The organism is Novipirellula methanifontis (genome assembly GCF_052161655.1).
Taxonomy (GTDB): Bacteria; Planctomycetota; Planctomycetia; order Pirellulales; family Pirellulaceae; genus Novipirellula.
In genome coordinates this window covers 8,302,339-8,325,941 of sequence record NZ_CP197418.1, presented here as the reverse complement: position 1 = coordinate 8,325,941, position 23,603 = coordinate 8,302,339, and the positions used below count along the sequence as shown (strand labels likewise).

14 protein-coding genes are annotated in these 23,603 nt (G+C 54.4%); 3 read left to right on the top strand and 11 right to left on the bottom strand.

The features are described from left to right. Positions 1-776: 776 nt before the first annotated feature. Positions 777-1,973, bottom strand: coding sequence for a hypothetical protein (locus tag SH528x_RS29510; RefSeq protein ID WP_442507019.1), 1,197 nt, complete (start codon positions 1,971-1,973; stop codon positions 777-779). Positions 1,974-2,765: 792 nt separating this feature from the next. Between SH528x_RS29510 and SH528x_RS29505 the strand changes: the two genes are divergently transcribed. Further along, positions 2,766-2,960 carry a hypothetical protein gene (locus SH528x_RS29505; protein WP_442507018.1) on the top strand — a complete coding sequence of 65 codons (195 nt, stop codon included), beginning with the start codon at positions 2,766-2,768 and terminating at the stop codon, positions 2,958-2,960. 1,889 nt (positions 2,961-4,849) lie between these two features. On the opposite strand, the gene SH528x_RS29500 is transcribed toward SH528x_RS29505, so the two are convergent. Beyond that, positions 4,850-5,377: a Uma2 family endonuclease gene (locus SH528x_RS29500; RefSeq protein WP_442507017.1), complete on the bottom strand. Its 528-nt coding sequence runs from the start codon at positions 5,375-5,377 to the stop codon at positions 4,850-4,852. Between the two features lie 865 nt (positions 5,378-6,242). On the opposite strand from SH528x_RS29500, the gene SH528x_RS29495 reads away from it, so the two are divergent. Beyond that, a complete protein-coding gene (locus tag SH528x_RS29495; RefSeq protein ID WP_442507016.1) occupies positions 6,243-6,563 on the top strand; it encodes a hypothetical protein in 321 nt (106 codons plus the stop codon). A gap of 1,620 nt (positions 6,564-8,183) precedes the next feature. Here the strand turns inward: SH528x_RS29495 and SH528x_RS29490 are convergent. From SH528x_RS29490 to ubiE, 7 genes are all read right to left on the bottom strand, one after another. Beyond that, positions 8,184-10,943, bottom strand: a complete 2,760-nt coding sequence (locus tag SH528x_RS29490) for an O-antigen ligase family protein (protein ID WP_442507015.1) — start codon at positions 10,941-10,943, stop codon at positions 8,184-8,186. A 203-nt stretch (positions 10,944-11,146) separates the two neighbouring features. Further along, positions 11,147-11,392 carry a hypothetical protein gene (locus tag SH528x_RS29485; RefSeq protein ID WP_442507014.1) on the bottom strand — a complete coding sequence of 82 codons (246 nt, stop codon included), beginning with the start codon at positions 11,390-11,392 and terminating at the stop codon, positions 11,147-11,149. A gap of 1,623 nt (positions 11,393-13,015) precedes the next feature. Then, complete coding sequence (locus SH528x_RS29480; RefSeq protein WP_442505827.1) at positions 13,016-14,371, bottom strand: transposase; 1,356 nt, start codon at positions 14,369-14,371, stop codon at positions 13,016-13,018. Positions 14,372-14,914: 543 nt separating this feature from the next. Then, a complete protein-coding gene (mqnE, locus tag SH528x_RS29475; protein ID WP_442507013.1) occupies positions 14,915-16,072 on the bottom strand; it encodes an aminofutalosine synthase MqnE in 1,158 nt (385 codons plus the stop codon). A 167-nt stretch (positions 16,073-16,239) separates the two neighbouring features. Further along, positions 16,240-17,148 (bottom strand): UbiA-like polyprenyltransferase, encoded by a 909-nt coding sequence (locus SH528x_RS29470; protein WP_442507012.1) that lies wholly within the window; start codon positions 17,146-17,148, stop codon positions 16,240-16,242. Continuing rightward, positions 17,145-17,759 (bottom strand): UbiX family flavin prenyltransferase, encoded by a 615-nt coding sequence (locus SH528x_RS29465; RefSeq protein ID WP_442512201.1) that lies wholly within the window; start codon positions 17,757-17,759, stop codon positions 17,145-17,147. Before SH528x_RS29465 ends, SH528x_RS29470 begins: the two co-directional genes overlap by 4 nt. Before the next feature lie 110 nt (positions 17,760-17,869). After that, the gene (ubiE, locus tag SH528x_RS29460) at positions 17,870-18,682 is read right to left on the bottom strand and encodes a bifunctional demethylmenaquinone methyltransferase/2-methoxy-6-polyprenyl-1,4-benzoquinol methylase UbiE (protein WP_442507011.1); all 813 of its coding nucleotides are present in this window, start codon (positions 18,680-18,682) and stop codon (positions 17,870-17,872) included. A gap of 519 nt (positions 18,683-19,201) precedes the next feature. Between ubiE and SH528x_RS29455 the strand changes: the two genes are divergently transcribed. Then, a complete protein-coding gene (locus SH528x_RS29455) occupies positions 19,202-19,888 on the top strand; it encodes an HAD family hydrolase (RefSeq protein ID WP_442507010.1) in 687 nt (228 codons plus the stop codon). Between the two features lie 192 nt (positions 19,889-20,080). On the opposite strand, the gene SH528x_RS29450 is transcribed toward SH528x_RS29455, so the two are convergent. Together SH528x_RS29450 and SH528x_RS29445 are read right to left on the bottom strand one after the other, a co-directional pair. Continuing rightward, complete coding sequence (locus SH528x_RS29450) at positions 20,081-21,856, bottom strand: BamA/OMP85 family outer membrane protein (RefSeq protein WP_442507009.1); 1,776 nt, start codon at positions 21,854-21,856, stop codon at positions 20,081-20,083. Further along, the gene (locus SH528x_RS29445; protein WP_442507008.1) at positions 21,846-23,282 is read right to left on the bottom strand and encodes a BamA/OMP85 family outer membrane protein; all 1,437 of its coding nucleotides are present in this window, start codon (positions 23,280-23,282) and stop codon (positions 21,846-21,848) included. The genes SH528x_RS29450 and SH528x_RS29445 overlap by 11 nt, the downstream gene beginning before the upstream one ends. Between the last annotated feature and the right edge of the window lie 321 nt (positions 23,283-23,603).

Genomic DNA, 23,603 nt, shown 5'->3' with positions numbered 1-23,603 from the left:
AATTGCTGTTGACAGTGATAAATCAGTCGTCGTATTCGGAAGAATAATATAGGGTAATCGTTGGCATTTTGTTTATCCACTTGTCTGGCGATCGCGACTCTCGCTCCTTTTTCGGTGCGGACTTTGTCCCATTGGTTAACACTCACCCTAAGTTGAATGCGATAGCCCAGAATCGTTTTTAATTGCCCAGCTCACGAGCTACCAACGGAGAATCTTGCTTAAGACTGCTTCCGGGAATCTTTGGAAAAATTTACTATGCAGACGGTACGGCTTTCGGTGTGAGAGGGGCTTGCTCTATTCCGTTAAAGTATTTCGTTTGTTCTCTTATCGCTTTGCTTGAGCCTCCGGGAGTAAGCTCCCCCGGGACCGACAACACAATTGCTGGGATGCAGTCGCAGCGGTAATTCTAAGCGTTAGCTTTCACTTTCGGAATTGTAGAACGTGTCTTAACTGAATCGCACCCTGCTGAAAAGGACGCTCAAGCCAAGCTGCTGTAATCTAATTTGATCTGCAGCGATTGCTAGAACTCTAGATAAGAAAACAGTGGCGAACACCGAGTGGTTGCATGCTAATCTGGATTGTTCACGAACCATTTGCTATGAGAAGCATTCGGAGCATATAGTGATATGTTATCCAGCGATGGTAAGGTCTTGGGCTTGAAGCTCTTTTCGGGCGTAGTTTACAGACGCAGTAACAGCGGACGTTTTCTCGTGCTTTGTGCGCTGAGGTTTTACTAGCAACTTGGGGATGGTGGACAGTGCACGGCGATGCAATGTTCATTTTAGATATCCCGTATGTATTGAATACAGTGTATTGTCAATAAAGGTTTTTCCGGAAATGATCCCGCCAGGGGAAATTGAAAATTGACTGAACCTCTTTGGCGAGGTGCCAAGGATACCGTAGATGATAGCTCCGTCAAAATACCAATGGCCACCCAACGAGCCTGGATTCCATGAGACGATGTAAGTGCCATCTCTTTTAAAGACTATTGAATTTATGAGATCGGGTGCCCCATCTGCTTTAATACTGTTTAAAGCGAACGGCCTCTCTAAATATTGGTCAAAACCAGCGGATATCCTTCCCTCCCCGATCTCTGACAGCTTCTTCATAATCTTCGCTTGTTGGATTCCTGTTGTTGTTACCAACAAACGCTGGTAGATCTCTCTTGCATGTCGTTTTGCTGCCGAACTCGAACGGGATTCGACCCAGCCTTCCGCTAATGCCAGCCACTGTTCATCTGACGTAGGTGTTGATAGTTCCAATGTCGCAAGTTGCTTCAGTTTCTTATCTCTAGCCTTTGCCAGATAGGGCAGCCCTTTATCCCAGTCACCTTTTTCGAAGCAGTAAAACCGGCCCAGTGCTTCTGCATGTTGAGCAGAGATCTGGGAAGGTTCATGCCCATTCGGATCGCGAGGGAATTCCGAAGTCACTGATGCATATTTTCGGTTCAAGTCAGCAACGCGTTCTGATTCCTGGTCAAAGTGCTCAATCCATAGCGGCCCAGCGCGGACTTTCTTTGCAAGCGGGGCGATGTCGTCAAGAAGCCTGATCGCGTGGTTGTATTCATCCGAAGCGATTAGCAAGCTAATCTGTGCCTGGTAGGCTTGAAACAATGGGGTGGCAGTGGCAACGCTAGAAATCTTGGGGATCAATGACTTGGAGGTTGCTGCAAAGTGTTCATTGGCGTCGATGCGGAAGCGTTCGGCGAGTGCGGCATGCGTTTTGAGTGTAGTATCGACATCACCAATCGAGATTGCCGCCTCCAAGGCTTCCTCAAGCAGCACGTATTGGTCCGCTGGTGCGTTTTCGGTTTCGATTCCGATCTTCAAAAACTGGGTTGCTCGTGCGTAAAAATCCTGGGGACTGCGACCTGCGTAAGCTCTTGAAAACAACGCCCGGATGTTTTGTTGAGATTCGCGTTGCGCGGCAGCGGTAGGGACGGGATGACGCGAGTCGTCGGCGGCGGGACTCACGGCGACCGTGTGTTCGATTTCACAAGGATCGGATGTGCCGGGAGCGTCGTAACGCTCGAACGGAGTCGTCGCAGACGCGGAGGCTTCGGGATGCACGAATCGAAAAAGGGCGACGGCTAACGTGGTCGGCATCTGACGCACGTCCTTGAAGTAGCACGCTTGCTTGGATGTCTCGGTGTTTTCGAGCGTGATCATGGTCTCGGTCTTAGCGACCACCTCATGCACGACCGGCGACGGAGTTGACGTGGTAATGAGCGACAGTTGTGTGCCGACGGTCACTCTTTCGAGTCCTGCTTTGACGCTTCGCCAAAACAAAGACAGCCCGCGAAAGTGAGATTCGAAATTGGCGGACCCCAGCTTCGCCGCCGTATGCGGATCGGACTTGGCTGTCTTGTAAAGTTGGTACGCTTGCGAGTAATCGCGTTTGGATATTGCAAGCCAGATCGGCTGTTGCGCCCGTTCGTCTTCTGTACTTGGGGCAGTGACCGCGTCGGGAAGAACGGACGGTTGCTCCGCTCTGAGGGACGGTGAGAGAAGGAGCAACAGCGGAAGCGCTAGAAGGAACACGACCGGAAGTCGGCCGTGAATGTTGCTTCTATACCGCAGTGGAGGACGCAAGAAATTAGGCAATCGCGTTGGTTGTAACTCTTCGCGTTTTGCGTCTTTAGCCGTGGGAGTCAAGGGGAGTGGGTGAGGGCGTTTGGGATTCATCGATGACCGTGCGTCGCGTGTATCTCGTTGCCATGAGGACATCCCTATCTGATTTCTTTCCCCTGAGTTTCGGGGGGAGTGATGTCGCTTCCGATTTCGGTAACGCTAATTATACACGGTTTACTCGCCGTGGGTGAGCTTGTTTTTGTCGCCGATTCATGGGCTCAAGCCCTGCGTTCCGCGCGGACTTCGTCCACTTGGGTGACACTCACCCGGTTGGCGTTTGCTTTGGATTACATGCGGCGGGCTGCAGAGCGAGTTGGCTCGTTTACTTAGCCACTTGCTTGTTCTGCAGTGCCTGCTCAACCCCCCATCGCTTTGCTCGACCCTTCCGGAGGAAGTGTAAAAACGATTGCAGGAAAGCGGTAGCCGAGGCAAGCTGAAACCGGAAAACACGATTTCCGGTCTGCGAAAAGTATCCTGACCAAACCCCCCTTGGGTAGCAAGGGGACTGCTCGCCTAAGAAGCGATAATCTAATCCGATTCCAGGCGTTTAAAAGGGTTGTAGCGATATTTGTTTTTGAAGCTGAAACTGCGGCGATTTGGAAAGCCATCGTGGCCGCGGTATGAGAGGGGAGATCTCCCTAAGGAGTGGGGGAGTGGGGGAGTGGGGGAGAGTGGGAGAGTGGGAGAGTGGGAGAGTGGGAGAGTGGGAGAGTGGGAGAGTGGGAGAGTGGGAGAGTGGGAGAGTGGGAGAGTGGGAGAGTGGGAGAGTGGGAGAGTGGGAGAGTGGGAGAGTGGGAGAGTGGGAGAGTGGGAGAGTGGGAGAGTGGGAGAGTGGGAGAGTGGGAGAGTGGGAGAGTGGGAGTTGGGAGTTGGGAGTTGGGAGTTGGGAGTTGGGAGTTGGGAGTTGGGAGTTGGGAGTTGGGAGTTGGGAGTTGGAAGTGAGGGAGTGAGGGAGTTTTTTCTGACAGACGAATGGGGGACAGACGAATGAATTCAGAGCGACAATTCGGCTGTCCAACATTCGGCTGTCCAAATCGCTTCGGATTCGTTCGTTTCGTGAGGGTGTGACCGGCGTGAACGCTGGAACACTGGGTTTTTGAATGGGGACGCCGGTCACAGCCGCTTGCGGTCCGGCCTGCGACTATTGGCGTTACACCAGCCTTACACAAATCTTCATCTTCCTGCCTCCATATTCCTACCAACCCCAAGTTCCGCTTTCGCGATTTTGGCGATTCAACGTAGAACAATTGTCTCAGTTGTTTCACTTCCTGAGCCAGCGGTGCGGGCGGAACATTTGGGGACAAATGTTCTACAAATTACTCCTGTCCAATTCCTATCGTCTGGATTTGGCTTCGCAGGAGGGAACCGACGAGCGGAGTCGTCGGGCGACTTTGGTCATTGGATCGAGTGGTCAAATTTTTCAGAGGTTTGTCGACACGGTACGGCAGCGATTTTGGCTCAGTCTAATCATTGTATTGGTTTATTGATTTATGGGCAGTGATGAGCGTTTTAAGTTGCCCTCCTTCATTTTTTTGTCCCCCATCTTTCTGCCAAAACATTTTCCTACCCCCTGATTTTCCTACCTGATTCTTTTTTCTGCGAACACACCCATTTTTCTGTCATTAATTTTCCTGTTCAAACTTTTTCTGCCCTTTCGCCATTGAACTTGCACTGGCGTGATCTCTTTGGCAAAAAAATGGAGGACAAAAATATGCCAATGCTGGAGTGTCGTGATTTCAATTAGTGTGCGATTGCTTGGATTAGTGTTCCACCAAAATGTGAAGAGAGTCAGGGAGTACGGGAGTGGGGTAACCGAGAATATTGAAAAAGTTAAATTGACAATTGTAAATTGAAAACTTGGATCAATGGAGGCACTGCGGACGTTGCGGAAGTCGTCGAGACTTTCGGCCGCCCTGTAAAACGAAACTCTCTGCGAGTTTCGCTACTTTAAATCTGACGTTCCGAAACTCTCTGCGAGTTTCGATACCCTAAATTGAATGCTGACGGGTTTTAGGTGACCACGAAATACACGAAGCACACGAAAGTGGTTCTGTCTCTTCCGATTTTTGTAGGTCGTCAAAATGACAACCGTTCACGCGACCACCGATTGCAATTGGACAAACGGGAATCGTGCCAGAAGACCAGAAGATTCGTGCCAGGAATGATGCTTTCGATTGAATTCTCGATGCCCGCGAAGAGGGGGCGAAGGTTGCCTCGGGTTAGGGCAGGAAGACTTCCAGGTGGCAATCGGCGTGCAGCTTTGGTTTTATGTTTTCGACGGCCTTGATAAGCATGTACTGGCTTTGTTCATTAAGTTGATACCAGAGGTACGTGGCATCATCCGGGTTGGCGATTAGGTAATGGAGCACGCCTTGCTGCTCGTACAGGTCGCGTTTGACGGTGCGGTCACGCTGCGAAGTACTCGGCGAGAGGATTTCCACGACGAGCGAGGGGGGGCGTTCGATGAATCGATCAAGGTTCGCATGGCAAACAATGCTGAGGTCGGGGCGAACGACGGTGTGCTGGCTGACAATCCAGTCGAGCTCTAGGACAACTTCGCAGTTCTCGCACCCAGAAGCTTCGATCGCACTGATGAATCGGTGCGCAAGTTTTGCGAGCAAGGTTTGATGCGGACCGAAGGGAGATGGAGTCATGGCCACTGGAATCCCGTTCCATAGCTCCCAATCGCCTTCCCATTGCTGGTAGTCGGTCGCAGTGTAGTGGGGAATGTATTGTGGTATTGGCATCGTTTGGTATTGGGTCTTGGTGCCTCAGGTTCCGCGTGTCGTCGATTCGATTACTGAAGTAGCAGATCCATTGTAACGGGTCATTGATTCATAAGAAGTGTTTTTATCCAACTGCCCTCTGGGATGGTCGACCAGAGGCTAGACGCTAGGCAGGCGTGTCGATTTGGCAAAAAAATGGAGGACAAAAATATGCCAAAGCTGGATTTTCGTGATTTCAATTAGTGTGCAATTGCTGGGATTAGTGTTCCCCGGGAAAGAGAAGATGGGGGAGTGGGGGAACTGAGGAGTGAGGAGTGAGGAGTGAGGAGTGAGGAGTGAGGAGTGAGGAGTGAGGAGTGAGGAGTGAGGAGTGAGGAGTGAGGAGTGAGGAGTGAGGAGTGAGCGAGTTTTTTCTGACAGACGAATGGGGGGACAGACGAATGAGTTCAGAGGGACCATTCGGTTGTCCTTCATTCGGCTGTCAAAATCGCTTTGCATTCGTTCATTTTGTGAGGAAGTGACTTAAGGAATTGATCGGCGTGAACACTGTAAACACTGGGGTTTGGAAACGGCGGGGCGCTGGTCACAGCCGCGTGCCGTCCGGCCTGCAACTACCAGCATCACGCCAGCCTTCATCTTCTTACCTCCATTTTCCTACCAACCCCAAGTTCCGCTTTCGTACTTTTGGCGATTCAACGTAGAACAATTGTCTCAATTGTTTCACTTACAAATTACTCCTGTCCAATTCCTATCGCTTGGACTTGTTTCGCCAGGAGGGAACCGCCGAGCGGAGTCGTCGGGCGACATTGGACAATTGGATCGAGTGGTCAACTTTTTCAGAGGTTTGTCGACACGGTACGGCAGCGATTTTGGCTCAGTCTAATCATTGTATTGGTTTATTGATTTATGGGCAGTGATGAGCGTTTTAAGTTGCCCTCCTTCATTTTTTTGTCCCCCATCTTTTTGCCAAAGCGTTTTCCTACCTGATACTTTTTTCTGCGAACACACCCATTTTTCTGTCCTTAATTTTCCTGTTCAAACTTTTTCTGCCCGTTCGCCATTGAACTTGCACTGGCGTGACCCTGACGCTCGCATCAGCGTCATGAAATTGATTGATGGTCTGGCTCGCTTGATATCGCCAAGCACTGGCGTGATCTCTTTGGCAAAAAATGGAGGACAAAAATATGCCAATGCTGGAGTTTCGTGATTTCGATTAGTGTGCGATTGCTTGGATTAGTGTTCCACTAAAATGAAAAGAGAGGGGGAGTGAGGGAGTGAGGGAGTGAGGGAGTGAGGGAGTGAGGGAGTGAGGGAGTGAGGGAGTGAGGGAGTTTTATCTGACAGACGAATGTGGGACAGACGAATGAAACCAAAGGCACAATTCGGCTGTCGTTCATTCGGTTGTCCAAATCGTTTTGCATCCGTTCATTTCGTGAGCAAGTGACTGGCAACAAACAATTGGAGCACTGTGGTTTTGAATGGATTGCAGGTCGCTCCCGCTTGCGGTCCGGCCTACGACTGCTGGCATCACGCAATCCTTCCGCATGTATTTATCTTCCTACCTCCATTTTCCTCCCAAACCCAAGTTTGGCTTTCGCGTTTTTAGCGATTCAATGTAGAGCAATTGTCTCAATTGTTTTACTTCCTGGGCCAGCGGTGCTGGCGGAACATTTGGGGACAAATGTTCTACACTCACCTCTGTTTCCTCCGTTTGCTTCTGTTCAGATTCTTTTCCATGGATCTGATTTGATAGGAGGGAACCGACGAACGGAGTCGTCGGGCGACTTTGGGAGATTGGATCGTCCAAGTTCAGTGTCACTAGCCCTCCCCGGCCGCTACCTGCGGCCGATCCACCCACGGGGAGGGTGAAGTCGTTTGCTCTCCCAGCTTCTCACTCTTTTCGCCGCTGAGCAAACGCTATCTCAACCCGACGCGTGAGTTTTGAAGTTGCTGTGTTTGTGCCGTAAGGCACTTTATGGGATAGCCTTGGACTTTAGTCCAAGGTTTCGGTCTGAAATTGGCACCCATTCGCGGAGCGACGTTCTGTGACGAACGATCAAGTCACAAAACGTCCCGCTGGGACTCGATTGATATTGGCGAAAATCCCTCGGACTAAAGTCCGAGGCTATCGAAATTTGTCGCTCCGCGACAGCAAATAGCGCAACTTCAACACGCGTGAGCGAGGGACCAACGGCAAGGTCATGCGATCGGCTTGAAGTCCCTCACTTACGTGTCGGGTTGTGATTATTGTGAGCCTTGACGCTCGGGAAATGAGGCCCGTGGCTCGCGGGCTGTCGATTTAATCGAAATGTAAATCGTCGTGGTGAGCCGTGGGCCGTAAGGCATCGGGTAATGCGTGGGACCCGGCCGCTCACGCGTCACGGCTCACTAAATCAACAGCCTGCGGCTAGCGGGCTGTCGGCCCAGAAATACGGGGAAAAACCACATGCCAGGACAGGCGAACTAATTGCTAGGAGCTAGTTGGCTCTCGGCTATTTGCTTAATAGCGGCGTTGAAACGCTTGTCTTCGGGTAATGCGTGGGACCCGGCCGCTCACGCGTCACGGCTCACTAAATCAACAGCCCGTGGCTAGCGGGCTGTTGGTCCAGAAATACGGGGAAAAACCACATGCCAGGACAGGCGAACTATTTGCTAGGGGCTAGTTGGCTCTCGGCTATTTGCTTAATAGCGGCGTTGAAACGCTTGTCTTCGGGTAGTGCGTGGGACCCGGCTGCTCACGCGTCACGGCTCACTAAATCAACAGCCCGTGGCTAGCGGGCTGTTGGTCCAGAAATGGTGGGGGAAACGACATCACAGGACAGTCGAACTAGTTGCTAGGGGCTAGTTGGCTTTCGGCTATTTGCTTGATCACGGCGTCGAAACGCTTGTCTTCGGGTAGCACCAACCTGGCCTTCCTGGCCTCCGCTAAGGCTTCGCCCTGCTTGCCTTGTTCTCGCAGCCGATTGATCTGCTTGAGCCGTAAATTCCCGTTGCTGCTGTCTAGGCGGATCGCGTGGTCCATCGCAGCAAACGATTCTTTGTACCGTTTTAATACGTATGCGGTGTCGGCGTAGAGCTCTTCACATCGTGCTCGCTCGGCCATCGTTTCACTCTGATCGCAATCGAGTCCGGCTAGCGATTTAGCTAAAAAATCGAGGTCGGGGGCAGGACGGGTGATTAAATAGGCCGCTGCGGCTCGGTAGTTCTGTGTCGTTGACGGCACGATGCTGTCGAGAGGTATCTTGGGGTAGGACTCCAGTATCTTTAGAGCGACCGCGGTTTGTCTCGGCTGACGCTCTAGCAGCTTTCGCAAATACGTGGCTCCCAACTCGGGTTCGTTGCTGTCGAATGACAATCGGGCTAATTGCAGTAATCCGGCAGAGTACGTGCCGTAGAGAGTGCTGAGCTGATCGAGTATCGCTCGCGTTCTCTCTCGATCGGTATACACAAAGTCCAAATACAAACTTGCCGTCCTCGCCTCACGCGACAACGGCCGCACACGTAACTCTGCTTCCGCGTTTTTTAGCGCCTTGATGTAATGTGCCGAAAGCGGCTGAGACTCGGCAAGGTCACCTGAATCTGGGTGGGATTCTTGGCCGCCCGATTTGTGGTTTGCGGGTGTTGCACTGACCGCTGCGTGCTGCGAATGCCACTTCAAGCGGCGGACCGCGGGAGCCGTCTGCAAATAGAGTGTGCGTATCTGCTCGGTTGATTTTGGGTTCGCACTGACGACTTCGTCGTAACGTGCCAAGCGGAAATGCAGATCGCTGAGTGCGTGATAGGCGGCGGGGGATGCGGTTTGTTGGGCAAGTCGCTGCAGTGGCGCAATCAACGTTTCCAGTTCCGCAGGCTCGACACCGCGTTGGCTGAGTAACGTTTGCGAGTGACGGACGATTGCATCGACATTGGCGTCCGTTTGCAGGACACTATGGGCCCATACTGTGGGCAAGATTGCCAGAGCAGCAACCGCAATCGATGGCGGCAGCGATTTTTTGTTTTGGAAACGGATGCGTGGCTTGCGTTTCGCTGTCGACGGTTCGATTTGCAGCGTGTCGTCGCTAGATTCCGTGAGCTCTCCCGAAGGTTGCAGTTCGTCGTCTGCATCAATGTAGTCGTCTGGCTCATCACGCTGGAAACCAGTATCGCGGACTCGTGGGGTGACGAGGTACCCGCGGGTAGCAGCGACGGGCAAGAATATCGCACAGGCGATTAAATTTGCGGGGAGGATCAGTCCCATGTCGAAAAATTGGGAAACGGCGAGCGAGCCGAGAATGTACCAACCGGCGACTCGCAGCCCATGGTCGACGGCATCGGGCGAGTCATTGAGTTTATTTAGCGAGCGGATCACTCCGACAATCAGCACTCCGATGAACAACAGCCCTGGAATGCCTTGCTCGGTGAACATTTCCAGCCACAGATTATCGGCGTGGTGTGCCCATCCGTCACTGCATTTGTCCAACTTTGTGAGGTGGGCGTCAGCGAACGTGCCCAGTCCGCTGCCGATTGGCAGGTACGTTACCGCTGCAGCAATTGTGTCACTCCAAAGTGGCAATCGGGCATCGTTTAGCAGCGTCGATTCGTCTCGATCAGAAAACAATTCCATCCGGTCCAGCGACTTTAAATCGAGGTTAAAGGGGACGATCAACAGTGCGACGGCGATGGAAAGAACAGCGATGATCACCGGGATACTGGCGGTACCGCGGCGAGCCCGGATCCAACCCAACGCGAGTGTAAATCCGATCATCGAGCTGACCAATCCGCCGCGTGAGCCACAAACCAGTAGTGCGGCAGTGCACAATACCAAGCTGATCACCGCGATACTGGAGTCACGGTCACTGGCCAGTGAAATCAGGTCGTTGACTTCGAAGTTTTCGTCGTCAACTTCGGCGCCGATCAAGGCGGACAATCGCCACGCCAGTAATCCCATACTGGCGCCGACGCCGATGTTCATCAACAACGCGGCGTTGTTGCGATTGATAAAGGTGGCAAAGTGGGCGCCGCGATTGATCGCGTTCATGCTCAGCAGGTCGGTCTCGGGACTGACGAGTTGAAAAATGCCCAGGGCGGCGTGCACGGCGGCGCCGGCCGCGAGCCCGGCCATCAGCAACACCAAGCGTCGGCGATTTTGGAATACGCTAGCGGACGTCCAGGCGAGTGTCGCGACAACCAATAACATCGCCACGGCGTGCCGCGAGGCAGCGGGATCAATCGAGATCGGATGGATTGTGGAGGGCTCTGTTTGCGATGCTAGGACGGGGGCGAGCCAGGTGGTGTAGGCGGCAGCGGAGCCGGGGCTGAGCAGGCCGGTCAAAAATGCGGGCAGCGGCAGCGTTTGAAACCAAGCGAACGCGGCCCAGCCGAGCAGCAGCAATGCAAGCCAGTGGAATCGAGGACCGCCTTGCGTTTCGCGGTCGATGATCGAAGGTAAAGCGAGAGCCCCCGCAGTGAGCACGGCAACGCATGATGCCCACTGGGCCCACGGCAGGATGCCGCCGTAATCAAACGCGATGGCGCAGGGCAGCACTGTCAAAATGCATGCGGATGCCCAAAGCGATATTTGAATGAGGAGAGGAGCGATCGATTTCATGAAAGGTTTTCAGAGCTGCGTATCCTGGTGGTCCCCATTAGGGGATGCCAAGGAACTAGCTGGCGTCGTGGATCTTGTTAAGGATCTCGCGTGAAGGATCTTTAGCAAGATCCACTACGGTTTTGGGGAGGATCTTTAGCAAGATCCACTACGGTTTTGGGGAGGATCTTTAGCAAGATCCACTACGGTTTCGGGGAGGATCTTTAGCAAGATCCACTACGGTTTTGGGGAAGATCTTTAGCAAGATCCACTACGGTTTGGGGAGGATCTTTAGCAAGATCCACTACGATTTGGGGAGGATCTTTAGCAAGATCCACTACGGTTTGGGAAGGATCTTTAGCAAGATCCACTACGGTTTGGGAAGGATCTTTAGCAAGATCCACTACGGTTTGGGAAGGATCTTTAGCAAGATCCACTACGGTTGGGGAAGGATCTTTAGCAAGATCCACTACGGGATTCGTTGTTGCTGGAGTTGGATAAGTTTTGAAGGCAGTATCAGGACGCGTCGTTTTAATTGTTTTACCGAAGCGAAAATTCCGTTTTTGACCGGCTGGAAGCCAAGTACGCTGTAAATCATTAGGCCGCGAATGAAAGGCTGGAAGCCTATCCCACAGAACCCTAGCATTCCTTTGCCTCTTTGGCCTTAATTTAACGGATGGTGTACAAAAATTACCAGTTGTTTCGACAAGATTACAACATGACTGGTTTTTGAAGACGAGGTTGTGTCGTTTGGATTAGCAAATCGTTAGATGATCGACACGCAAGTTCGTTCCCGGCCCCCGAAAGTATTTTAGCCCTGTACCGCTGGTGGGGAATTGCAGTTGTGTAGCCAGCGAGGTGAGGGGGGCGATGGTGTCCTTAGCGAGGTGTTAGTGGCGTTGGAGCGGGTGTAGCGAGAGTCGCGGAGACTTTCGTTGGTGTCAGTGAGCCGTGACGCGTGAGCGGCCGGTTTTCTGGTTTAAAGGCTCCGCCTGGTAACCCACTGCCTTGCAGGCTTCCGCCTGCTGGATCTTGGGGGTTGAGGCGGAGCCTCGGGTGCAGTGCGTCCCAGGCAGGAGCCGGGGAACGAGTAGGCGTAGCGAAAATCGCAGAGACTTTCGTTGGTGTTGGTGAAAACGGGAAACCGACGAGCGGAGTCGTCGGGCGACTTTGGGCGGGCGGGGACACGTCGCGATAGCGAAATCAGCTTCACCTCCTCGCAACTTGTTGTGGGGAGGTCAGAACGAGCGGAGCAAGTTCTGGGTGGGGCTTCGCGGTGTTAGAAATGGCACGTACAAGCTCGGTGTCACCAGCCCTCTCCGACCGCTATCGCGGCCGACCCTCCCACGGGGAAGGGTGAACCGGATTTCACCTCCCCTTTGGGGAGGTCAGAGTCGGCGGTAGCCGGTTCTGGGTGGGGTCCGCGGTGTTAGAAATGGAGTGTGCAAGCGAGAATTCACCAGCCCTCCCCGACCGCTTTCGGCGGCCGACCCTCCCAGAGGGAGGGTGAGTTCCTCACTTTTCTCCCGCTTCATGCCGGAACTCTGCTCCGCTGCGATCCGGCCTTTTCTAGGTTTGTCAAATGCATTTTTTTTCGCCGGGTTGATGGTGTCTTTGCGCACCAAGATCGGTCGTTTTTGAGGCATTTTCAAAAACGCTGGAGCGCTGTCGTGCGGAGGATGCGGTGCGGTGCTCGGCAGGGGGGGAGCGGAACGTTGATTGCGATTGCCGATTGTCTCACGGGATATGTCTGAAATGACTTCAACCTTTTACCTCGACTGTCCCAAGCGGAGTGGCATCGAGTGAAAAGATACCAGTCCCTCGACGCTGGGCAGTGAATTGGCTTCATCGAAGATTGCTTTCAGAACCGTGTTCGGGGACGCCTTGATACTACAGATGAGTCTCGCTTTAAAGCGGAACCTCTGGCCGGAAAAAAGGTCGTCCCCAAACAAACAGCTGATTCACAGTCAATCCAGGGCTCGGAACTCCTTCATTGGTGATGTGACTTTGTTCGTAAAAGAATCGCGGACATAACTCAGCAGGAATCTTGTAAACGGATGGGAGCCAATTTCCTGGACGCTCACTTGGTGGGGTTAAGCTGCTCGGCCCGAAGACTTCTTGCTTCGGCGTCGACGACGACGAGCCGTCCGCTTTTCAAGCGGTTTACCTGGGAACACTTTCGCGTAGTCGAACTCCAAGTCGTGCTGGACTACGAACCAGAATGAGCGACTGAGCTTACGCATTAGCGCGACCAAACCTTTCATCTTGCGATGTTCACTCGCCTTCCCTTCGCTCTTGCCAACCTTCTGGAAAGTCTTGTACCAGTTCTCCAGTTCCTTGCGTTGTACTGCTCGCAGCGCCAAGAAATACAGGTGCTTTCTCACCAGACTGGGACCTCGTTTGGTGATCGCCAACTCTCCTTTTCGCTTGCCACTGCTCTGTTCCATCAGGTTCAACCCAAGAGCTTTCAGGAACGCGCCGCTGCTGTCATAGCGTCGTGGATCCCCCACGCATGCCCAGACCACACACAGCGTCGTTGCACCGAAGACATCCGCATACTGACTTATCGTTTCGTGTTCGCGAGCAATTTGCTCGAGTCGCTTGACGCTCAGGTTCCACTGGTCCAGTGCCGCGATCGTTTCGCTGGCGATCTCACGCAGCCAATCGATATCAGCTGGACACATGGGGATGCCTGCTGTCGTTCGTGCCGACTCGATCAATCCCTGGATTTTGTCGGCAGACAGGGTGCCACGGCTGAACTTGCGAAGATTCGCAGTGGCATCAGGGTCGCATGCCAGTTTCGCCGGACTGCCGTACTGCTGCAGCGTCTTCAGTAGCGTTACGCTGGTCAACGTCACCAAGCGAGTGGCTTCGGGCCAGTGCTTGCTCAGCATTCCCTCGATGCGACCGGACCACTGGGTCGCTTGCGAGCGAAATGCATCAAGCCGTTTGACCTGATGCCCCATCTCTTGTTCGTCTTTGCGAGGTTCTTGCCAAGGCCAAGGAGTTCCTTTTTCGAAGCAGGTCAATTCGGCGATCATCGCCGCGTCTTTGCCATCGTGTTGACTCGGCACACCGTCAAAGATTTCTTGGTAATCCGCGACGCTCTTGCCGCTAACACGGTGGACGTCCAAACCAGCGAGGGTCATCGCGTGGCGAACGGCTTCGCTATACGTACCGGTCGATTCGAGTCCGATGCAGAGGCTGTCACACGTACCTTTGAGGACGACCAGACGCTCGACAAGCGTGTCAATCTCGAATGGATTTTGCACACTCCAGGGACGTTCGTAATGGCGGTCGCCCCAACGAACGACGACAACGATTTCTTCCTTGGCGACATCGAGTCCAACGGAGGTGCCGTGACCTCCTCGCTCAATGGCTAGTTCTCGAAGCGTCTCGAGTTCGATTTGGTTGACAGAAACACGACGATAGGCTCTTTTAGATGGCATGGGGATGACCTCCGTTGCACTGGTGGAAGTTACGTTTGTGAAACATCAGTTTCGAGGCATCCCCTCTTTTTTTAAAGATGCCCTCCCATCTATCTATAGCCAACTACGATTGTCGCTCGGCTTTCCAAGCCGTTAGCGGGCTTCACGTTTGAACGTCGAGGCGAAAGTGACTGCGTTCCATGCGACGAACGTTCATCGTAACGGTTCCAGCTTGGAAAGCTGGCCGACAATGCTCCGCTGCGGTCCGGCCTACGATTGTCGCTCGGCTTTCCAAGCCGTTAGCGGGCTTTACGTTTGAACGTCGAGGCCAGAGTGACTGCGTTCCATGCGCCGAACGTTCGATCATAACGGTTCCAGCTTGGAAAGCTGGCCGACAATGCTCCGCTGCGGTCCGGCCTACGATTGTCGCTCGGCTTTCCAAGCCGTTAGCGGGCTTCATGTTTGAATGTCGAGGCGAGAGTGACTGCGTTCCATGCGCTGAACGTTCGATCGTAACGGTTCCAGCTTGGAAAGCTGGCCGACAATGCTGCGCTGCGTTCAGGCCTACGAGGTCGCGGCTAGCTGCTCGACCGATTCGCCGGGAGTCCATTTGGTGTAGTCGCTGGGGTCGCGGTGGACTTGCCGATAGATCGTGTCTCGCTCGACGGGGTCACGGCCGGCTTCGACGATCAGGTCGCGGATCTTGTCGACCGTCAAACATTGCGGCGTCGTTGCGCCGGCGTCGTGATAGATCAATTCGTGACGCACTGTCCCATCGAGGTCGTCGGCGCCGTATGCCAACGCAGTCTGTGCGGTCTCGACACCTAACATGATCCAGTACGCCTTGATGTGCTGGACGTTGTCCAACATCAGACGACTGATCGCCATCGTTCGCAAATCCATGATCGCCGATGGCTTCTTGATCTCCGACAGCTTCGTGTTCTCGGGGTGAAACGCTAACGGAATGAAGACCTGGAAACCACCCGTTTCATCTTGCAAATCTCGTAACCGGATCAAATGGTCGATGCGGTGATACGCCTTTTCCACATGTCCGTACAGCATCGTGCAATTGGTACGCAAACCGATTTGATGTGCTGTCCGGTGGATGTCCAACCAAGCGTGCGTGTTCGCCTTGTGCTCGCACAATTGGTCACGCACCTCGGGATGAAAAATCTCGGCGCCGCCTCCTGGCATGCTGCCCAAGCCTGCGTCACGCAAATCTTCCAAAACCCAGCGGACCGATTTCTTGGTCTGGAATTCAAACCAGTTGATCTCCACCGCCGTCCAACCCTTCAGGTGAATTTGCGGGTAATTGGTGTGCAGCAGCTCGATCAGGTGACGGTACCACTCGTACGGTTTTTGATGGTGCAGTCCGCCGACGATGTGCATTTCGGTACAGCCGTTTTCGGTCGCTTCTTGACCTCGCTGCAGGATCTGTTCGTCGTCCATGACGTACCCTTTCGGGTCACGCAGATCGCTGCGGAAGGCACAGAAGCGACATCGATACACACAGACGTTGGTGGGGTTCAGGTGCGTGTTGATGTTGAAGTAGCCGACGTTTCCGTTTTTGCGTTCGCGAACGAGATTGGCCAATTCGCCAACGGCACCCAGCGAGACTTCGGGATCATACAGGAAGATCCCGTCATCAAGCGTCAGTCGCTCTTCCGCTTCGACTTTGTCGCGGATTTCTCGAAATCGGGCTTCGCGTTCTTGAGTGATCATGCGTTGGATGTTTATGAAGGAAGTGAGGTTTGTGGGTGTTCGCTAATTTGAAGTGCCGGGCACGGTCGTTTCGAGACCTAAGTCGATTTCAATGTAGAACAATTGTCTCAATTGTTCAGTGCGGTGTGTTGGTTGGTGGATGAACAGTTGGGGACAACTGTTCTACTTTAAAGCCAGAGGCAATCGAGGGTTCCGGCGACGAGTAACGTTAAACTGATGGCAGCATTGGTGTTGAAAAAGGCTTGATTGACACGGTTCAAATCGTCGGGGCGGACTAGCCAGTGTTGCCACAACACCATTGCGGCGACGATGGCCAAAACGCCCCAAAATAGCACTCCGAGTCCTGTGCTGTGGGCAAACGTGGGCAGCAGACTGAGTAGCCCCAGCATCACGACATGGAATGCGGCAGCGATTTTCAACGCGCCCGCGATTCCAAATTTCGCTGGGATGCTGTGTAGGCCTGCTTCCGCATCAAACACTGCGTCTTGGCACGCATAAATGATGTCGAATCCGGCAACCCAGGCGGCGACTGCGGCGGCAAGGATCAGCGGGGCGAGCAAGTCACTCGGGCTGGAGGTCACTTCGTTACCACGGATCGCGACCCAGGCACAGATCGGCGACAGACTGAGTGCGACGCCAAGCCAGACATGCGCCGCGGCAGTAAAACGTTTCGCCAGACTGTAGCCACACAAGAACATCAAGACAGGAACGGAGGCGTACAGTGGCAATCGGTTGGGCAAAAACAATGCGGTCGATGCGACGAATGCGAGCGAACAACCGATCGTGAACGCCCACACGCTGCTGCGAGACAACACGCCGGCAGGCAAATGACGCTTTTCCGTCCGGGGGTTTCGTGCATCGATGTTGTGATCAACTAATCGGTTGAACGCCATCGCGGCACTGCGGGCAAACACCATGCAGAGCAGAATCCCCACGACGTCTTGCCAGCGAAACGAGGGACGAGCACCTGATGTGAGCGGAGTCGCAAACGCCATCACGGTCGCCAACGCGGCAAACGGCAATGCGAAAACGGTGTGGCTGAATCGAATCAGTCCGAGCCAATGCGAGATGTTCATGATTCACCCCACCGCTGGATCAGCGAATTGTCGACTCCGATTTGGTCCATGACGCGACTGACGATGAAATCGACCAGCGAATCGAGCGAATCGACGCCGTGGTACCAACCGGGCATCGCCGGCAAAATCACCGCGCCGGCAGCAGCCACGCGGTGCATGTTTTCGAGCTGCAGCACGCTGAGCGGCGTCTCTCGCGGCACAAGCACTAGTTTACGGTGTTCTTTCAAATGCACTTCCGCAGCACGTTGGATCAAATTCGATCCGGCCGCCCGAGCGATCCCGCTGAGCGTACTGCCGCTGCACGGGCACACCACCATCGCTTGCGTTCGAAACGATCCGCTGGCGATCGGGGTAAAGTAGTCGTCGTAGCGGTGGTAGTGGATTCGCGACAACATGCTTGCATCGGGAGTCTCGATCACTGCGTTGGACCAAGCAGGGGAAAGCGTCAACAGTTGCCCGACATCGGCGTTGTGAATATCGACGGCAGCGTCGAGTTCTTGCTTGATCACCGCCGCACCACTGGGGCTGATTGTGACGTGCACGTCGTAGCCAGCGTGGGCGAGGATCTGCAGCAAGCGAACGCCGTAGATCGCACCACTCGCACCGGTCATCGCCAGCACAACGGGGCTCCGATCCTTTGGATTTCGATCCTGATTCTGCGGATCTCGATCCTGATTCGATGCCGCGTCGCTCGCTGTCGTTTTGCCCGCCAACGGTTTGCTCACTCGGTCGACTCCGAGGTCGGTGGTTTGGTGCCTTGGTAAACCGCGGGTTTGGTGCCTTGGTAGATCGTGGCGACGCCGAACGTCATCGGAGTGAACCGAACATCAGTCAATCCGGCGGCGGTCATGCGATCGGCAAGTGCTTGGCCATCCGGGAATTGGCCCACCGATTCGGGCAGATATTTGTAGGCGGATTTGTCGTTGCGAGCGAACAGTTGTCCGATCCGAGGCAGCACGTTGCGGAAGTAGAATCCGTAGGCTTGGCGGAGTCCGATCAGCCGAGGCTGGGAAAATTCCAGCACCACGACTTGGCCGCCGGGGGTACAGACGCGAGTCATCTCGCGGAGACCTTTGTCGGTATCAGTAACGTTCCTCAGTCCGAAGGCGACCGTGACACACTGGAAACGGTTTTCGGGGAACGGCAGCGATTGTGAATCGGCCTCGATAAACTCGATCGATTCGCTGGTGGTTCCGACACGTCGTTTGCGGATCGCGATTTCCAGCATCGCGTGACAAAAATCGCTGCCAACGACGCGAACGTTTTTGGGAGCTTTTTTAGCGATCGCGATGGCGAGGTCGCCGGTGCCGGTGCAGGTATCCAGGACAGGAGCGGCCGAATCGAGTTTCAGAATCCGCACGGTTCGCCACCGCCAATAGCGGTCGATGCTGAGCGACAGCAGGTGATTCATCGCGTCATAACGAGGAGCGATTTGACGAAACATCTCTCGCACTCGCGAACCGCTTTTGTCGACCAGCGGCGACGCAGCATCGGAATCTGCGGCGGGAGTTGTTTCGTGTTCGGTGACGACCATCGATAGTCCAACGGTTTTCGTTTAAGGGTAAAGTGTCGTTAAGTTAATCTGCAGCAAGGAAACGGTGAAGCCCGACCGGATTCGGGGTGTCGGTCTACGATTGTCGCTCGGCTTTCCAAGCCGTCGGCGTGCTTCACCTCCCCTTTGGGGAGGTCAGTGTCGGCGGTAGCTGGCTCTGGGTGGGGTTCGTTGTGTTCGAAATGGACGGTGCAAGTGCCGTGTCACCAGCCCTCCCCGGCCGCTTCCTGCGGCCGACCCTCCCAGAGGGAGGGTGAATTTTGTTTTACCTCCCCTTTTGGGGAGGTCAGAGTCGGCGGTAGCTGGCTCTGGGTGGGGCTCGCTGAGTCTAAAATGGACGGTACAAGTTCAGTGTCACCAGCCCTCCCCGGCCGCTATCGCGTCCGACCCTCCCAGAGGGAGGGTGAACTTCGGTTCGACCTGTTAGAAAGACCGTAAACCAGCAGCACTGTATAACTGAGCTGAGACCGTTTTTCCCCGAAGTCAGAGATTTTCAATCCGATGCGAACCTTGCTTTTCGATATCGATGGAACGTTATTGTTGACGAACCGCGGGGGGCAAGGGGCATTAGAATTGGCTCTCCAGCAAGAATTTGACTTGCCCAACGCGACGGCCGACGTGGACTATGCCGGACGGACCGATCGAGGAATTCTGGATGAATTGCTGGTTTTGAACGGTTTGGAGCCCAACGAATCGAATCGAGAACGATTGGAGAATCGCTATATCTCGCTGCTGCCGCAGATATTGCAGCAGCGGGGCGGCACAGTGTTGCCGGGAGTAGTCGAGTTGTTGGAGCGGTTGGCGAGCGACGCGCGAGTGTGCGTCAGCGTGATGACGGGCAATCTGGTCGAGACGGCACACCACAAGCTCGATCATTTTGGTTTGCGGCATTACGTTCGCTGGATCGTCGGTGGCGATAGTGACCTGCATCGTGACGATTTGGCTCGCCGAGCACGGGAAGTGATCCGCAACGAGGCGGGCGAACAGGCGTGTGAGCGGATCATGGTGATCGGCGATACGCCGGCCGATATCCGTTGTGGGCATGCGATCGGTGCCGCGGTGGTCGCAGTTTGCACTGGCGGCTACTCACGCGAGATGCTGGAAGTCGAACACCCATTGTTGGTCGTCGACGATTTGTCCGACCTGGTGAAGCTGTTGCCGATTTTGGTCGGTGAAGGTGTGGGTTAGCCGTAGCGAAATCCATCTTTACCTCCCCTTTGGGGAGGTCAGAGTTGGCGGTAGCCGGCTCTGGGTGGGGCTCGTTGTGTTAGGATTGGACGGTGCCAGTGCAGTGTCACCACCCTCCCCGGCCGCTTCGTGCGGCCGACCCTCCCAGAGGGAGGGTGAATTCAGCTCCTCACTCCTCAACTCTCTCCGCCGTTAGCGGATCAGGCTCATGTAGAAGCTGAAGATTTTGGTGTCGTCCGTCGGCGCTTTGTTGACGGGATAGGCAAAGTCGAATGCCAGTGGGGCGGGGCCTAGCATCGGAATTGCGACGCGAAGACCGGCACCGGGTGCGACGCGGAATGAGTCGCTGTGCAGTTCGATGTCGGACTCGACCGTTCCAAAGTCGACAAACGCGACGCCTTTGAATGCGTCGTCTGCGGTGATCGGGAACATGTACTCGACAGTATTGAGGAACTTGAACCGTCCCCCGACTTCGACATTGCCGCTCGGACTGGTCACGACCGGGCTGGCACCGCGGAAATCAAAACCACGCATGGTGGCGTAACCACCCGCGAAAAAGTTCTCGAACAGAGGTGTGTTGTCGCCGCTGAACCCAAGTTGGTTCGAGTATGACAGCGTTTGCTTGCCACTGCCGTCGGCACGTTGCGCCAATAACCAATACTTGCGGTATTCGGTTTCGATGCGAGCATAATCAAAGTCGCCAAAGGCCTCTTCAAAACTGAACTCGAAATAGTGTCCTTGGCTCGATTGAATCGGGCTGTCACGGGTGTCGTGTTTTAATGACAACGTGCCGGAATACAGTTCGTTGCGTCCAACGTTTTCGTGCAGCACGGCTTCCAACGGTGCAACGCCACGCACTCGAGGGTTCGTGATGTCGACACTCTGGCCACTGATGCCAAGCGAAATCGAAAGGTCGGGCGTGATCCGGTAACCAAAACTCAATCGTCCGCCGAGTCGTTCTTCGTCCCAATCGTTGAAACGCCGATCGACTAAGAAGCCACTGACTGACATGCTAACCGGCTTGTATCCGAACAAGTTGGGGTCGGCGAAATTGATCGTGTAGCGGTCGAAATCGCTACCAGGGGCAGCTTCGATGCGAAACGTTTGTCCGGCACCGCGAAATGCGGTTCCGCTAAACAAGTCTTGAAACGAACGCGGCCATCGCATGATGTCAAAGTTGCGTTCATCGACTGTGATTTGACCGGTCACGCCGGCATCACTGTTGACGGCACCGCCCAGCATGATTCGTCCGGTTCGTGCCGGGAATCCATTGATGATCAAGTCGGCTTCGCGAACCGTAGGCATCGGGACACTCGACGGGGCTCCGCCGTAGGGATCGGCACCATATGGCAATAGCGTGCCGGTGTCAGGGTAGCCCGCACCAGGAAATGTGTTCGAGGGAGGTGCAAAGGTCGAATCAGGATACGCGGGTGCGCCGTACTGAGTCGGAGGCGCGCTCGTCGCGGGGGCACCGTAGACGCTGCCACCGTTGTAGTTTTGCGATGGACTGGAAAGCGATGGTGGGGCCGAATAACTGCCGGGAGCTTGATAATTGTTGGGTGCAGTATAGCCGCTTGATGGTGGCGTGTACGGCGGTGTGCTGGGGTATTGCCGAGCGACATAGCGGTCGCTGTCCGATTGCACGGGGATCGGTTCGTTTGCCGCAGGTGCTGCGGCGGGTGCCGAAGCAAACTGAGCCGCAGGGTCTGACGCGTGCTCGGTCGCCGATGCATTTGCGGAACGATTTACCGCGGAATGGGGCGATACCGAATGAGCTGCGGCCGCAGAGCGAGCTGCCAGTGGATTGTTGTTCCAAGGAGCTTGCGTCGCGAGCTGGTTGCAACCGGTGAATGACGTCGCAAACGCGACGACACCGATTGAGCACGCAATGTTTCGTGCCGTTATTTCAATCGTGTGCATCATGCGGACGACTTCATCGGAAGAGTGCTGTTCAAACTTAGTAGACATCGTCGACCTCACGATCGGTCGGAACGACCTTGATGTCGGGGGCGTCGGCGATCTGTGGATTGGTTTCTAGCAATTGACTGCGTTCAATGCGACGTCGATTTAGTTCGAGCGAGCGACGGTCAATGATGTCTCCTTCACGGAGATCGACCATGTTGAGCATCGTGGATTCGCGCATCAGGTGCGGTTCGCCTTCGATGTTGACCAAGATGCGACCGACTTTCCAAATGTCGCCTTCAGTCACGTCGTAGACCAAGTCGACCGTGTTCGCTTCGTCTCGCATTACGGTTTTCGGTTCAACTTCGGCATAGATGAAACCGAGTTCGCCATAGCCGTAGGTGATCTCGCCGATATCGCGACGCATCAGGGTGCCGTCAAACATGTCGCCCGCTTTCAGTTCCAATCGTTTGCGAAGCGATTCTTCGGTAATAAATTGGTTACCCACGATTTTGACATCGTTGACTGTGAACCGAGGCCCTTCGTTGACCACAAAGGTGACATACAGCCATTTGCCCGATTCGTCATAGCGAAGACGGCGACCAACGGTGGCGGTTAAGAAACCGAGGTTGTGGTAGTACGTAGCCAACACATTGACGTCGTTGTCAATCGTGGCAAGGTTGGCGGTGTTACCAATGTAGGACAACACGCCTGCTGTAGGCCCACGACTAGCGATGATCTTTTTCAACCGGGCTTCATTGACGATCGTGTTGCCCTTGATTGTGATATCGTAAATGCGTTCTTTGGGGCCTTCGTTGATGCGGAAGATCACGACTCCCGGATCTGTTCCAAAACCGATTTGTGCATCGACGGCGACTTGATTGAAACCTTCTTCAAGGTAGTAGTCGATAATGCGGCGGCGAGCGGATTCGACCGAGAATTCGCTTAAGGGATCGTTGGCTTGGACCCCGGCACGATTGCGTATTTCGCGATTGTTAAACGCCCGATGGCCGTGGAAGACGACCTTGGTGATGACGGGGCGTTCGTGAACGAAATAGGTGACCGCGACTCCTTCGGGGCGTTCGTCAAGCTTGAAAGTGACGTGATCAAACGAGCCCATGTCGTTCAAACGTCGCACGTCGCCGAGCACGGTTTCGTAATCGTAGAAGCGATCCTTTCGGGTTTCGATCTTCTGCATGATCAAGTGGGTGCCGATCGCTTTGTTGCCACGCACGGTGACGTCTAAAACGATCGCGTCCCCTTTTTCGCGGTGGATCGCCAACCCATCACGGCTGCGAACATGGTCACGAAATTTGGGTCTTGCGTCGGCGGCGGGAGCACTTGGGCCGCCTTGGCCACCACCAAATCCGCCTCCGCCACCCATCTGCGCATTTGCCAACGTTGGCGAAAGCGCAAACGTGATCAGCACAGTCATCGAAACAGAATGGGCGGCACTACAGCACAGAGCGCGTCGAGTTGTTCGAGCAGTCATTCGGTTCGTAGTCCGTCGTGTCATACAGTGAGGTATCCCGCTAGGGGAAAAACCGATTCATCCTTGAATTCGGTCGCAAATAGAGGAGGCGTTTCGTTATTGATTAACGATTTACCACCTATTTGCGGTATCAATGTTGGTAACTACCAACGCGGACGCTCTCACGACAAGGCAGATTTGGAACTAATTCGGCAGGTTTTTGAGGCGAATGCTCTCCGTAGCGAAAGTCGCGTAGACATTCGGCAGAGCAATTTCACCTCCCCTTTGGGGAGGTCAGAGCCGGCGGAAGTCGGGTCTGGGTGGGGCTCGTTGTGTTACAGA

Excerpts from the sequence above, each read along its gene's own strand:
- SH528x_RS29505 (WP_442507018.1), top strand. The coding sequence starts at position 2,766 with ATGTCGCTTCCGATTTCGGTAACGCTAATTATACACGGTTTACTCGCC.
- SH528x_RS29500 (WP_442507017.1), bottom strand. The coding sequence starts at position 5,377 with ATGCCAATACCACAATACATTCCCCACTACACTGCGACCGACTACCAG.
- SH528x_RS29490 (WP_442507015.1), bottom strand. The coding sequence starts at position 10,943 with ATGAAATCGATCGCTCCTCTCCTCATTCAAATATCGCTTTGGGCATCC.
- SH528x_RS29480 (WP_442505827.1), bottom strand. The coding sequence starts at position 14,371 with ATGCCATCTAAAAGAGCCTATCGTCGTGTTTCTGTCAACCAAATCGAA.
- mqnE (WP_442507013.1), bottom strand. The coding sequence starts at position 16,072 with ATGATCACTCAAGAACGCGAAGCCCGATTTCGAGAAATCCGCGACAAA.
- SH528x_RS29470 (WP_442507012.1), bottom strand. The coding sequence starts at position 17,148 with ATGAACATCTCGCATTGGCTCGGACTGATTCGATTCAGCCACACCGTT.
- SH528x_RS29465 (WP_442512201.1), bottom strand. The coding sequence starts at position 17,759 with ATGACCGGTGCGAGTGGTGCGATCTACGGCGTTCGCTTGCTGCAGATC.
- ubiE (WP_442507011.1), bottom strand. The coding sequence starts at position 18,682 with ATGGTCGTCACCGAACACGAAACAACTCCCGCCGCAGATTCCGATGCT.
- SH528x_RS29455 (WP_442507010.1), top strand. The coding sequence starts at position 19,202 with ATGCGAACCTTGCTTTTCGATATCGATGGAACGTTATTGTTGACGAAC.
- SH528x_RS29450 (WP_442507009.1), bottom strand. The coding sequence starts at position 21,856 with ATGTCTACTAAGTTTGAACAGCACTCTTCCGATGAAGTCGTCCGCATG.
- SH528x_RS29445 (WP_442507008.1), bottom strand. The coding sequence starts at position 23,282 with ATGACTGCTCGAACAACTCGACGCGCTCTGTGCTGTAGTGCCGCCCAT.